Consider the following 12,329-nt stretch of genomic DNA (forward strand, 5'->3'; position numbering starts at 1 on the left):
CTTATCCCAAGTATTAGACGTTTAGTCCTCAATTTAACATGAATTGACACTTTAATTCTACGAATCAACGAACTAGGACTAACCTTTGTCATCTATTAAATGGAAAAAAATGCGAAAATTATGGCATGTTTCTGCGATTTTTTGGATTACAATAAGCGTATCTGGTTATGGACAATCACAAACAGGAGCCAATATCAGTGAGGTAATGGGCGATTTTTCCCAATATAGTGTGAGCTTGTCAGATGACCGTACAACTATGGCAATTGGGGCGCATCACAACAATGGCAACGGCCTTGAATCGGGTCATGTAAATGTTTATAAAAACAACTCTGGGGATTGGCGCCAAATAGGCCAGGACATCAAAGGGGAGGAAGCCGGAGATTGGTCCGGCTATAGTGTAAGCTTATCAAGTGACGGTTCTACGGTTGCCTTAGGGGCTGTTCTCAATGAAGGCAATGGTAAAAACTCGGGGCATGTGCGTGTTTATGAGTATGCGGCCAGCACATGGAACCAAGTAGGTTCCGATATCGATGGAGAAGCTGCAGGGGACTGGTCGGGCTATAGTGTGAGCTTATCTGGTGACGGTACTACTGTGGCTGTAGGCGCTATTTTCAACAATGGTAACGGTAAAAACTCTGGGCATACCCGTGTTTATAAAAATTATAAAGGAGTTTGGAGCCAGATAGGTGACGACATTGATGGCCGGAGGACAAAAGATTTTTTTGGGACAAGTGTAAGTTTATCCGGTGATGGTGACATGGTTGCCATAGGAGCTCACCGAGCAGGACGGCCTGGTTATGTACGCGTATATAAAAATATTTCCGGAAACTGGGTGCAGGTTGGTGATGATATCGATGGTAAGGCAATAGGTGATTTTTTAGGGTGGAGTGTGGGTTTGTCCTATGATGGTGCTATTGTGGCCATAGGAGCTTACGTAAACAACAATAATGGAGAAAGACGGGGCTGTGTGCGTGTTTATCAAAATGATTCTGGGAACTGGGTCCAGATAGGGTCTGATATTGATGGTAAGGAAACCAATGATGATTTATCGGGATTAAGTGTGGATGTATCCAGAAATGATTCCATTGTGGTTGTAGGAGCCTATGAGAAAAATAGTAATGATGATACAGGGCAAACGGTGGGAATCGGTCATGTACGCATTTATGAAAATGATAAAACAAATTCTTGGAATTGGACACGGATAAGTGCTGACGTGCATAAAGGGAGTAGTAGAGGTTTGTAGTCTGGAGTTCTTATATGTCTATGCTTAAGCCTTAGTAAAACAATTAAGTCATGAAAGAATGAATAATGCAATGGTCCCTGCGTGCAGTCATTTAAATAAGCTTTTTGGTTGTGTGGTATAAAAAAGGAGTCTGTCAAGCCCATGATAAATGACAGACACGGAAGTGGTTCCTTTCGTTTTAACAGTAGATGGGTAAAGAAAAACATTAGAGCGGTATGGATATGGAAGAATCATCCATGGCAAATAGAAAATCATCTATGTATCGGCTTGGGTAATGAAAATAGTTTTGTTGATGAATAATTAAGCTATGCATTTATTCAAGAATGATATGGAAAATTAAAATATAAGCTGTTTTGGAAAATTATATAGCTGCTTTATTGGTATATATCGGGCTGTGGATCATTTCAACAGTACGCACCAAGAAATTAAAAAAAAAGGAAGAAGTGGGATATGGGGATATTGGAGCTGTCAAAAAAGATCATGAGCCTTTATGAAAGAAAGAGTGGCAATTTTAACTAGAAAAAGAGAGGAGTGTATCGCGTTGTTGGACGATTTGCGAATTAACGGAGTACATAGACATAAGGTTTTTTTATGCTGGAAAGAAATGTGGTTGTCGGAACAGGAGAGTGAATATGATTTTATTCTGATTGATTATTTTTTTTTCGCCACACTTAGAAATGATATTGTCTGCTATCACTTATTTCATAGATATAAATCCAAGATTAGCTTCTACAGTAGTATTTCGCAAAACATCGAAACTCAAAATGGAAGTAAGGCAGTCAATCTATATCGAATTTTTTTTCGCCCTTTTATGGATTTTAATGACCTGACCGAAAGCAATAACGATGATAATTTTCTGAGGAGCTCCAAAAATATTGTTATGGATATAGATTTGGAAAGAAAGCATGAACTGGGCCATACGGATGGTTTTTTTTTAAAAGAAGGATATTCGCTCATCAAATTTCATTTATGTGAAATCCTATGTTTGGAAAGTGATCGGAATTATATCACCGTGTATTTATCCGACAGAAAACATTTGATCAGACAGACATTACAAGCTGCACTGGAAGTGTTACCAAAGCAATTTTATAGGATAAACAGATCTGTTGTTATCAATATCAACAAGGTTGATAGAATAGTTGGCAATAGTGTCCATATTAAAGGTTTGAACAAATTTCGACCCTTGATGTCAAATAGGTACAAACCTGACATTTTAAATGCCGTGCCATTGTTTAATGAAATGATACAGTAGTGTGCTGAGAAATACGTAAAACCATGAATTATTTATTTATTAACGATAACAAAGTCCAATTGATGGTATTGAAAAGGGCACTTGGTCAATTTGGCCAAGGCCATGAAATCAGGGTTTTAGACGACCCAATGATAGCAATTGACTTGATTCGTTCCAGAGTTTTTTTGCCGGATGTGATTGTCGTGGACTTTAATATGCCCGAGATGGATGGTTTGGATTTCATCAAAGAAGTGAAGTATAAGCTTTACAATGATTGGTTCAGCCATATCCCCATAGTGGTGTTGACTACCGTGGAATGTGTGGAAACTGCCATGGAATGCTATAGAAGCGGCGCTGCGGGCTATATGGTCAAGCCGAACGATTATAAGGTACTTACCCATATGTTGAAGGTATTGATTCAATATTGGGAAGCAAACCTGACCCCCCTTTTACCAGTATTGACAGTTGTTAAACCCATAAAGAACTAATTATTATGAATCAGGATAGTTCAGCTTTAGATAAATTAATGTTACGCTTAACGGACAAGAGCGAAACGAGTATTTTCCAAACGCTACCCAAAGGTTACTTAGTTTTAAATCTTACGGGAGGGATTCTGGGATACAACTCCAAGTGTATGGAATTGATGGGGCTTGGAAATAATAAGGAGAAAACATTAAACGTAGATGATTTTTTATCGGATTACAATAAAAAAAGGTTTATGATCATGCTCGAGCTTGCGGAGCTGAAGGGCCATATTGATGATTTTGAGTTGGAAATCACAAAGCCAAGTGGGCAGATAAAGATTGTTTGGATCAGCACTTCGGCCATATATGACTCCAACAAAAGAGCAATTGCTTTTCATTGCATTATATCCGATATGACCAAGGAACAAATGTTTTTGGACCAAATCAAGGAAGAATTGCTAACCTCCTCACGACGGCTAAGAAAGTGATTGGTGCAAAAGCTGTAAAGTATCGGAACTTTCCCATGGTTCCCAGAGTAGTGTTCGGAAAAGATAGTTTTAATCAATTGAGTGATATTTTGTTGCCCAAAAGAAAGCATCAGGGCGCTCCATTTATTTTTTTGGTGGATGATGTTTTCAAAGAATCAGAGATAGCAACAAAAATTCCATTAGTATGCAATGATCAAATCATTTTCGTTTCTACAAATGAGGAACCAAAGACAGTACAAGTCGATGCATTGGTTCAAAAAATCCAAAGGAAATTCTCAATACTTCCGTCGGGCGTTATCGGTATAGGAGGAGGCACTTTATTGGATTTGGCAAAAGCAGTGTCGGTTGCGTTGACAAACGAGGGCAGTTCAGCTGACTATCAGGGGTGGGACTTGGTCAAAAAACCTTCCATATACCATGTTGGCATTCCCACCATTAGCGGTACCGGCGCGGAAGTATCCAGAACGGCCGTGTTGACAGGGCCTGCAAAAAAATTGGGAATTAATTCCGACCATACGACCTTTGATCAGGTAATTCTGGATCCCAATCTTACGCGAGGTGTTTGCAAGGAGCAATGGTTCTATACAGGAATGGACTGTTTTATACATTGTATAGAATCCCTTAATGGAACCTATTTAAACGCTTTTAGCCAAAGCTATGGTGAGAAGGCACTTGAGCTTTGTAAAGACGTGTTTCTTGGCAAACCGACCCCTGAAGAATCCAGGGATAAATTAATGATGGCTTCGTGGCATGGGGGAATGAGCATAGCATATTCCCAGGTGGGGGCGGCACATGCCATGAGTTATGGTTTGGGGTATTTGCTAGGGGTTAAACACGGTATCGGAAATTGTCTGGTTTTTCAGCACCTTGATGAGTTTTATCCCTTAGGTGTCAGGCTCTTCAACCAAATGCAAGAAAAACGGGGTATTGTTATGCCGCAGGGCATTTGTGCAGGACTAAGTGATGAAGACTTTGATACCATGATCGGAGTGGCCATGGCAATGCAACCTCTTTGGGAAAATGCCTTGGGCAAGGATTGGAGAAATTATATAGACCGAGAAAAACTAAGATCTATTTACGAAAAAATATGAGGTGGACCGTGGAAACATGAAACCATCTGGCCATGGATCTCGTTCCATACCCAACATCAAAATAATAGCGCCTGCTATAGATCGAATATTCGATCATTAAATGGTTTTAAAACAAACAATTTAGAATACGCTTAAAAAACTATTTCAATAATTAATCAAAGTCTGGAATGCCTAAATCCTATTTGGAAGAAAATGTCCATATCGCTGCCAAAAAGCGTATGATAGATATATTTAACACCTTCCCAAAGATATATGTGGCATTTAGTGGGGGTAAAGACAGCACTGTTATGCTACATCTGGCCTTAGAAATAGCCAAATCCGAAAATCGCTTACCTCTTGATGTCCTATTTGTTGATTTGGAAGGACAATATAATACCACTCTTGAGCATATTGAAGAGGTGGCGTTAAATTCAGAAGAAATCAACCTACATTGGGTGTGTCTGCCTTTAAATCTGAGAAATTCAGTGAGTGTTTTTCAGCCCCATTGGCGCTGTTGGGACCCTGAACAATCCAAGGATTGGATTCGTCCCATGCCACAGCATCCCCAAGTAATATCAGACCAGGACTATTATCCCTTTTTTCGTTTTGGAATGGAATTCGAAGATTTTGTATACCAATGGGGCAATTGGTTTTCAAATGGCGAGTCCTCCACATGCTTATTGGGAATTCGATCGGACGAAAGTTTAAACAGGTTCTTTTCGGTAACCACCAACGGTTGGCGCGGAAGAAACTGGATGAGTAAAGCGTCGGAAAGCTTGGTGTTTTCATACCCTATTTACGATTGGCGAACCGAGGATATCTGGCGTTATGTGGGCAAGAAAAAAATAAAGTACAATAAACTCTACGACTATTTTTATTTATGCGGAATCTCCATCCATAAAATGCGTATTTGCCAACCCTATGGCGATGATCAGCGTCAAAGTTTGGCCTACTACCACCAAATCGAACCAGAAACGTGGAATAAGGTGGTAAGACGTGTACATGGCGTTAATTTTGGTGCGTATTACAGTAAAACTGCTGTTCTTGGAAGGATTAAAGTAGTACTTCCCGAAGGCCTGACATGGAAAAGGTACACCTATCTTTTACTACAGTCCATGCCAGAAATCACCAGAAACCATTATGCAGGTAAAATAAAAACCTTTCTCAGGTGGTGGGAGAACAATGGATTTTCTTTAGAGCTCGTCCCGGACCAGGGCAACTTAAAATTGGAGAATTCGGGAAAGCTACCATCTTGGAGAAGAATATGTAAATGTATCATCAAAAACGACTGGTGGTGCCGTAGCCTGGGTTTTACCCAAACCAAAAAAACATATGAAACCCTGTATGCTAAAAGATAGCCTAATGGACAAAAACATAAAGCAAGATATCCTAGATATTTTAAAAAAAAGTCAAGAGATTACAAAAGAAGGGAAAACAGTACTCATCGATCAGATCTCTGAAATCTTTGATCAGTACAAAGAACCCGTTTCAAAACTGCTGTGGGTACCCATAAATACCATTTTACCAAATGGCTATAATCCCAATAAAATGGCCACTCCAGAAAAGCATTTGTTACTCCGTTCTATGCTGGACCATGGCATCACTTTGCCCTTGGTGGTATCAGCTAAACAACAACAACACTATATGTTAATTGATGGATACCACCGTTGGAACCTTATTAAAAAAAGTAAAGTATTGCAGCATAGATTGGACCATAAAGTACCAGTAGTGATATTAGATCTTCCCAAAACAGAACGAATAGTGGCCACCATACAGCATAATAGAGCTAGGGGAAAACATCAAATAGGAGAAATAGGTAAGGTGGTAAAAACGTTATCGGCCAATGGTTGGTCGTCTTCAAAAATTATGGAAGCCTTGGGAATGGATGCGGATGAGGTACTAAGGCTCAAACAATTCAAAGGTCTTGGAGAATTATATAAAGACGGTGATTATTCTCAATCATGGCGTTGAGTTGCCATCTTATAACTGAACAAAATACTATGAACACAAAAGAAAACACATCGGAAGAAATAGATTTAGGACAACTATTCAAACTTATAGGAAACGCAATTAATACGTTTTGTAACCGTATTTATAATAGTTTAAAAGCCTTATATGACCTTTTTATTTCATGTATCCTCTTCCTTAGATTTCATTTTTTTAAGTTTTGTTTGGCGGCTATATTAGGCATGGGGCTTGGTGGTTACTTAGATTATAATACATTGCGTGTATACAAATCTTCTATGATTGTACAGCCTAATTTTAACAGTGTACGGCAACTATATAATAACATTGAATTTTACGATCAATTGGCAAAGGAAGGAGGAATTGAAGAGTTGGCAAAAGTATTGCGTATTTCCCAGTTGGCAGCAAAGAGTATAACAAATATTGAAATAACCGCATTAACGGATAGAGTACAAAAGATTAAACAGTTTGATGAGTTTATTAAAGATTTGGATTCTATTACACGAAAGAACATAAATTATCAGGATTACTTAAAGAACTTTAATGAAATTAATGCAGAGTTTCACAAAATTCAAATAGAAGCGACGGCACCTGAAACTGCAAAGCAATGCCAAAAGGTGATAGTAACCTCTATAAAAAATAATGAATATTTCAAGCTTCAGAAAAAGGTTAATGATGATAATTTGACAGTTAGGGATACTATGGTAAGTAAGCAGCTAGAGGAAATCGATAAATTACAATCGCTTTACAAGGAAATAAGAGTTTTAGAAGCGCAACAAACGGAAGGAACAACGAATATTAATTTGGCAGATAACAGTAAAATAGAGAAAATCCCAGAATTAGAGCTGTTCAAAGAAATAAACAAATTAAAAGAAGAGAAAACTGAGGTAAACATAGAGAAGGCAAATACAAAAAATATCATTAATACAATTTCTGATTTCCCCAATAGGGGAGTATTAATAAATGACTTACGGTATAAAAAAATAATACAAATACCTACATTATTTATGGGTATTCTACTTTCAATATTAGCAATACTCACCTTTAATAAATACCTGGCCAATTATAAAAAATAGCACAATTGATTAAATGGCGTAAACCTTGGTTGAATTGTCATTCGGAGCATTCCGGTAATTTTATGCCAAAGTGTTTACACTTGTTTTCATTTGTGTAAAATAGTCCATGTATTAGTTACAGGTATCCATTCCAGGATTTTCCCTTTTACAGCAAATTTGCACCGTAACAAAACATTAAAAAACATGAAAACAAGAACTCCTTTTAAACTGGCAATCTTTGTATTGCTTCTAGGGTTTTCAATTCAACTATTTCCTAAAACCAAAAACAGTAGTATTATGACAAACACAAAAAAAGAAACCATTGGACTATTAGTTACCATGAAAGCCAAAGCAGGTAAAGCTGAAGCTGTTAAAGACTTTCTATTCAGTGGATTACCGCTAGTACTTCAAGAGCCTGAAACAGTATCTTGGTTTGCCTTTCAAATAGATAAAAATACTTTTGGAATATATGACACATTTGAAGTAGAAGCCGGCAGGCAAGCCCATTTAAAAGGTGAGGTTGCCAAAGCTTTATTGGCCAATGCTGACAGTCTACTGGAAAACTTTGATGTAAACGTGGGCATTGAACCCGTTAATATGATTGCCTCTAACCATAAGCCTGGAACACAAAATAAAGGTCTGTTGGTTATTATGAACGCTAAAGCAGGAAACTCTGAAGCTGTAGAACGTTTTCTAAAGGTAGGGAAGCAATTGGTAGATGATGAGCCGGAAACATTATCATGGTATGCTTTTAAATTAGACGATACAACATACGCTATATTCGACACTTTTGCCGAAGACTCTGGAAGGGATGCACACCTAAAGGGTAAAGTAGCAGCTGCCCTTATGGAAAACGCTCCTGTTATTCTGAAAGATTTCGAAGCTACGGCTATTCAAAAGATAGATATTCTTGCTTCTAAATAATTGTAACAACCTTGAAAAAGAAAACGAAAGGAGCGTCTCAATTGATGCTCCTTTTTTTAAGATCTGCTTATAGTTTTTCTTGTTTGGCAAAGCCTACCGTTTTTCTATAGGTATTGGGCGACACTCCGACTTTCTTTTTAAAGAATCGACTAAAATAAAATTCATCTTCATAGCCTAATGTTGCTGCTATCTGTTTTACAGGTTTTGATGTTAAATAAAGTTCTCTTTTGGCCGCTATAATAATTCTATTGGTAATTAAAGATGTTAGTGTTTGATTTAAATATTTTTTTACTATCCCTGCCAAGGTTTTAGAACTTGTACATAGAATATCCGCATATTCTTGCGGTGCATGCAGCTTGGTGTAATTACCTTCAATAGCATCTACAAGGTTTTGCAAAACTTCTGATTGTCTATCGGCAAATTTTAACACGGTATCTTCATCAAATTTCTTTTTTTGTCTCACGGCTTCAATTAGAAACACTTTCAAAAAAGCAACCAGCACCTCGTGTTGTGCTATGTAATCCCTATCCATTTCCCTAGAAATTTGATTCATAAGGTTAGAGAATAATTCTTCTTCACATAGTTTAAAAAAAGGTAAACCATGAAAATTGCCAAAAAGTACGCCTTCCGTTTCTATTTCATTTTGATGCCTATAGGTACAGAAAAAATCGGGATGAAAATTTAATAGAAATCCCGAACATTCTTCATCTGAAGTAATCATAAATGGCTGATATGGCGATAAGCAAATCATATGGTTCGCTTTGAGCTGATATTCTGAAAAATCCACTTTTAATTTAAAATTAGCACCACGTAATAGAATGATAGAGTAATAATTTTTGCGCTGTATATGACCAAATTGGTTTAAGTCATTGAATCGTTCCAACCTAAATGCCAATTCATCGTTTTGTTTATTGATAAGAATCTGTACCATAATTTTCATTTACGTTTAACTCATTACATTTATAGCCTCTAAAGCAAAGGCTGTACTAAGTTCCCTACTTCCAAAATAGGTGTTAGATCTTGGTGCTATAAAAAGTCCGTACATAGGCCACCCACCATCTTCCAATTGACCGTCCAATAATCCTAAAAAGTCTGCCCTATTAACAATTCCCAACCTTTTTAATGCTATAACCCTTAAAGCACGTTCTAATGGAAACGATGAACTATTGATATGCAATATCAGCATTTCTGTAAGTGGTTTATGAAATTTCTGAAACGTACTGGGGAAATCGACCACCAGCCTGGACAGGAAAAACAAAAACACATCTGGTGCTGGGTAATACCGTGTGCCGTTGAGGTATTTTTGAGTTGTTAAAAAATCGTATACAAAAGCTTGTGTTTCTTTTAGTTCTTCTCGCGCTCCATATCCAATTTGGTGCATTAAATACAATACATTTATGGCTACAATGGCGTCTATTCTAGGTCTGTTATCATCAAAATACACCTGAATGATACCGTCTTCATTTCTGTTGCCTATCATTTGTTCCGCGACGGGAACCACCTCCTCCCTGGAGAGTTTTTTATTATTTAACAGAAATGACAATACCATTGATGTGGTATCCAGATCATCAGGGAAATTTTCTGGTCTAGCTTCATTTTTATAAAAACACCAACGTAGTTTATTTTTTCCATCATGATTAAGAATCTCACAGGACATGGACGCTATGACATCATTGGGAAGCGACGAATAGGAATGTAAAATGACCGCGGTGGAGAATATTTCTTTGGAAAAATCTTCACTTCGCATTAACGCTACCCCATTGCTCACAAAACTTTTGCAGAATGGGAAATCACGTAATCGACTATTTAAATAGGCCTCTCCCGATACCTTCTTTTTGATTACATGATGGTTTATATCTTGAAGACTTCCATTGTCTTCTTTTTCAATGCGGGTATATTCAATATCATCTTTTGTATACTTTACGGTACTTATTCCAAAGCTTGCTGCCTGCTGTAGATTTTCGGATTTGTCGTCTATAAGAACCGTCGTTTTTGGGTTTATGGAGGCACTTGAAATCATGTATTGAAAAATAGCTTCATCGGGCTTTCTAAGTTGCAACAAAGCGGATACGTATATACCATCAAAGTACTTCCAATAATCAAAGTTTGCGTACAAATAAGAGAATGATTCCTGGTCTACATTGGAAAGACAGTATAGTTTTTTATTTCTTTCATGCAAGGTTTTAAGTACCTCCAACATGGGCTCGTTGACTTTTAAACTGGCAACACTTAACTCAAGCAATTCTTTTAGCTTACTATAGGGTGTTTGTAGTTCGCAACTTAACAGGGTAAGTGCTAATTCCCTATTGATCAGACCTTTTTCCAGATCTTGCCATAGTGGGTGATTTACCATTTTCCTTACATCGTCTATTCCTTTTGTTTCTGATGTAAAGTGAATGGAGTCCCAATTTAAAAGGACATCGCCTAAATCAAAAATAATAGTGTCATAAGCATCTAAAGTGTTTAATAATTCGGTAAAATGGGTTACTACTTCTGGGGCTGGAAGCTCTTTCATGATATTGGGGTTTAATTAATGAAACATATGGTATGTAACGTATCATGGTTCTTCTTTTTCTTATGATCAAAAAGCTTCGGTGGGTTATTTTAGGATAATATTATCTTTTCCTTTGAACGGTGAATTTTGCAAGTTCCAATAAAATGGCGACATTTTCTTTTTCAAATTCATCCAAGCAAGACATAGCCTTTTCAGATAGTTTATTGGCTTCTATTTGAGCATTTTCAACGGAACCATAAAGTGAAGGATAGGTTAGCTTGTTTTCATCTGCTAGGTCTCCTGCAGGTTTTCCTAATGCTTCAGCTGTTTCGGTTTTACTTAGAATTTCATCTTTTGCTTGAAATGCCAGTCCTAAGTAATATCCGTATTCCAATAATTTGCCTGTTTGCTGTTCTGACAATTCACTGGAAATACATCCTCCTAAAATTGCCATTTGAATGAGTGCACTTGTTTTTCCTGAGTGTATAAACTGTAAATGCTGTACCGACAACATGTCTTCTTCCCAAGATTCAGCATTTAAATCGGCACATTGGCCTTTATGTAGTTGATCGTTTAGCTTTCGAAAAAGTTCGATGTTCTCGCAATATTTATGAAATGGATACAACCCTTCTTCAAAGAGCCTTGAAGCGGCAAGGATTGCCGTATTTACATCATATTTTATATGGCAGGTTTGTGCGTTTCTTCTAATAGCATCATCATCCTGTATATCATCTATGATTAGGGTATATGTATGTATAAATTCTACTGCTTTTGCGAATTCAAACGCTTGGTCTTGATTTCCATTAAATCCCTCGGCAATTGCCAAAACAATGGCCGGTCTTATTCTTTTTCCGCCATCCCCCAAATTTAGCATATAGTACTTAGCTTCATTTGTGGATTCCAGTATGTTATTGCCGGGGAATTTTATGTTTTTAAAAGTTGTATCTATTTTTGACTTAGTTTTTCTTAAGGCAATTTTTAGTTTTTCCATTTTCAGTTAAGTTTTTAAAAAGGATTTTATAGATTTTGGGGGTACAACATCTAAGAATGCTATGTACTGCACAATAATTGTAAGAAAAAATATCAATAATTGTTTTAAAATTCAGTTAATTAACGTATTCATTCACAAAAATACCTGCTCTGTGTAATCCAGTACATGGACAATTTTCCATTTCGTATAGATAATTTTTCGAAGTATACAATCAAGGATTAATTTCCCTAAAACCAAGATGTTTTAAAGTTGGCTCATCCTTGCGATGAGCCCTTTCGTAACCCTCAAAATTTTCTGCTCCTCACCGATGACATGAATTCCCTTATCAATAGTTCAAAAAGTTTCTGTAATTCTTTTAAGAGGGGAAAAAAATTAAAACAATGATCATGGGGGAATACTTGTTG

General features: G+C 37.1%; 13 protein-coding genes. 10 read left to right on the forward strand and 3 right to left on the reverse strand.

Going from position 1 to position 12,329, the window contains the following annotated elements; translation table 11 throughout:
- Window positions 1–109: 109 nt before the first annotated feature.
- The 10 genes from SJY44_RS05865 (at window position 110) to SJY44_RS05910 (ending at window position 8,440) form a co-directional block, all read left to right on the forward strand.
- On the forward strand, window positions 110–1,243 hold the full coding sequence (locus tag SJY44_RS05865; RefSeq protein WP_396591648.1) for an FG-GAP repeat protein: 1,134 nt from the start codon (window positions 110–112) through the stop codon (window positions 1,241–1,243).
- Window positions 1,244–1,596: 353 nt separating this feature from the next.
- Entirely contained in the window at window positions 1,597–1,737 is a 141-nt protein-coding gene (locus tag SJY44_RS05870) for a hypothetical protein (protein ID WP_396591649.1), read from the forward strand.
- The gene (locus tag SJY44_RS05875; protein WP_396591650.1) at window positions 1,734–2,495 is read left to right on the forward strand and encodes a LytR/AlgR family response regulator transcription factor; all 762 of its coding nucleotides are present in this window, start codon (window positions 1,734–1,736) and stop codon (window positions 2,493–2,495) included. The genes SJY44_RS05870 and SJY44_RS05875 overlap by 4 nt, the downstream gene beginning before the upstream one ends.
- Before the next feature lie 23 nt (window positions 2,496–2,518).
- Entirely contained in the window at window positions 2,519–2,962 is a 444-nt protein-coding gene (locus SJY44_RS05880) for a response regulator (protein WP_396591651.1), read from the forward strand.
- A gap of 5 nt (window positions 2,963–2,967) precedes the next feature.
- Entirely contained in the window at window positions 2,968–3,426 is a 459-nt protein-coding gene (locus tag SJY44_RS05885) for a PAS domain S-box protein (RefSeq protein ID WP_396591652.1), read from the forward strand.
- Window positions 3,427–3,461: 35 nt separating this feature from the next.
- A complete protein-coding gene (locus tag SJY44_RS05890) occupies window positions 3,462–4,517 on the forward strand; it encodes an iron-containing alcohol dehydrogenase family protein (RefSeq protein ID WP_396592121.1) in 1,056 nt (351 codons plus the stop codon).
- Window positions 4,518–4,684: 167 nt separating this feature from the next.
- Window positions 4,685–5,854, forward strand: coding sequence for a DUF3440 domain-containing protein (locus SJY44_RS05895; protein WP_396591653.1), 1,170 nt, complete (start codon window positions 4,685–4,687; stop codon window positions 5,852–5,854).
- Window positions 5,855–5,858: 4 nt separating this feature from the next.
- Entirely contained in the window at window positions 5,859–6,467 is a 609-nt protein-coding gene (locus SJY44_RS05900) for a ParB N-terminal domain-containing protein (RefSeq protein ID WP_396591654.1), read from the forward strand.
- Between the two features lie 29 nt (window positions 6,468–6,496).
- Complete coding sequence (locus SJY44_RS05905; protein WP_396591655.1) at window positions 6,497–7,537, forward strand: hypothetical protein; 1,041 nt, start codon at window positions 6,497–6,499, stop codon at window positions 7,535–7,537.
- Window positions 7,538–7,720: 183 nt separating this feature from the next.
- On the forward strand, window positions 7,721–8,440 hold the full coding sequence (locus SJY44_RS05910; RefSeq protein WP_396591656.1) for a putative quinol monooxygenase: 720 nt from the start codon (window positions 7,721–7,723) through the stop codon (window positions 8,438–8,440).
- Window positions 8,441–8,507: 67 nt separating this feature from the next.
- On the opposite strand, the gene SJY44_RS05915 is transcribed toward SJY44_RS05910, so the two are convergent.
- From SJY44_RS05915 to SJY44_RS05925, 3 genes are all read right to left on the reverse strand, one after another.
- Complete coding sequence (locus tag SJY44_RS05915) at window positions 8,508–9,380, reverse strand: helix-turn-helix domain-containing protein (RefSeq protein WP_396591657.1); 873 nt, start codon at window positions 9,378–9,380, stop codon at window positions 8,508–8,510.
- Between the two features lie 6 nt (window positions 9,381–9,386).
- Window positions 9,387–10,955: an HAD-IA family hydrolase gene (locus tag SJY44_RS05920; protein ID WP_396591658.1), complete on the reverse strand. Its 1,569-nt coding sequence runs from the start codon at window positions 10,953–10,955 to the stop codon at window positions 9,387–9,389.
- Window positions 10,956–11,055: 100 nt separating this feature from the next.
- Window positions 11,056–11,925 carry a polyprenyl synthetase family protein gene (locus SJY44_RS05925; protein WP_396591659.1) on the reverse strand — a complete coding sequence of 290 codons (870 nt, stop codon included), beginning with the start codon at window positions 11,923–11,925 and terminating at the stop codon, window positions 11,056–11,058.
- Window positions 11,926–12,329 lie beyond the last annotated feature (404 nt).

The sequence above is a fragment of the Allomuricauda sp. R78024 genome (assembly GCF_044596045.1).
Taxonomy (GTDB): Bacteria; Bacteroidota; Bacteroidia; order Flavobacteriales; family Flavobacteriaceae; genus Flagellimonas.

What these genes read in the sequence shown, in the direction of transcription:
- SJY44_RS05875 (WP_396591650.1), top strand. Translation starts at nt 1,734, where the DNA reads ATGAAAGAAAGAGTGGCAATTTTAACTAGAAAAAGAGAGGAGTGTATC.
- SJY44_RS05910 (WP_396591656.1), top strand. Translation starts at nt 7,721, where the DNA reads ATGAAAACAAGAACTCCTTTTAAACTGGCAATCTTTGTATTGCTTCTA.
- SJY44_RS05895 (WP_396591653.1), top strand. Translation starts at nt 4,685, where the DNA reads ATGCCTAAATCCTATTTGGAAGAAAATGTCCATATCGCTGCCAAAAAG.
- SJY44_RS05915 (WP_396591657.1), bottom strand. Translation starts at nt 9,380, where the DNA reads ATGAAAATTATGGTACAGATTCTTATCAATAAACAAAACGATGAATTG.
- SJY44_RS05925 (WP_396591659.1), bottom strand. Translation starts at nt 11,925, where the DNA reads ATGGAAAAACTAAAAATTGCCTTAAGAAAAACTAAGTCAAAAATAGAT.
- SJY44_RS05900 (WP_396591654.1), top strand. Translation starts at nt 5,859, where the DNA reads ATGGACAAAAACATAAAGCAAGATATCCTAGATATTTTAAAAAAAAGT.
- SJY44_RS05885 (WP_396591652.1), top strand. Translation starts at nt 2,968, where the DNA reads ATGAATCAGGATAGTTCAGCTTTAGATAAATTAATGTTACGCTTAACG.
- SJY44_RS05865 (WP_396591648.1), top strand. Translation starts at nt 110, where the DNA reads ATGCGAAAATTATGGCATGTTTCTGCGATTTTTTGGATTACAATAAGC.
- SJY44_RS05920 (WP_396591658.1), bottom strand. Translation starts at nt 10,955, where the DNA reads ATGAAAGAGCTTCCAGCCCCAGAAGTAGTAACCCATTTTACCGAATTA.
- SJY44_RS05890 (WP_396592121.1), top strand. Translation starts at nt 3,462, where the DNA reads ATGGTTCCCAGAGTAGTGTTCGGAAAAGATAGTTTTAATCAATTGAGT.
- SJY44_RS05880 (WP_396591651.1), top strand. Translation starts at nt 2,519, where the DNA reads ATGAATTATTTATTTATTAACGATAACAAAGTCCAATTGATGGTATTG.
- SJY44_RS05905 (WP_396591655.1), top strand. Translation starts at nt 6,497, where the DNA reads ATGAACACAAAAGAAAACACATCGGAAGAAATAGATTTAGGACAACTA.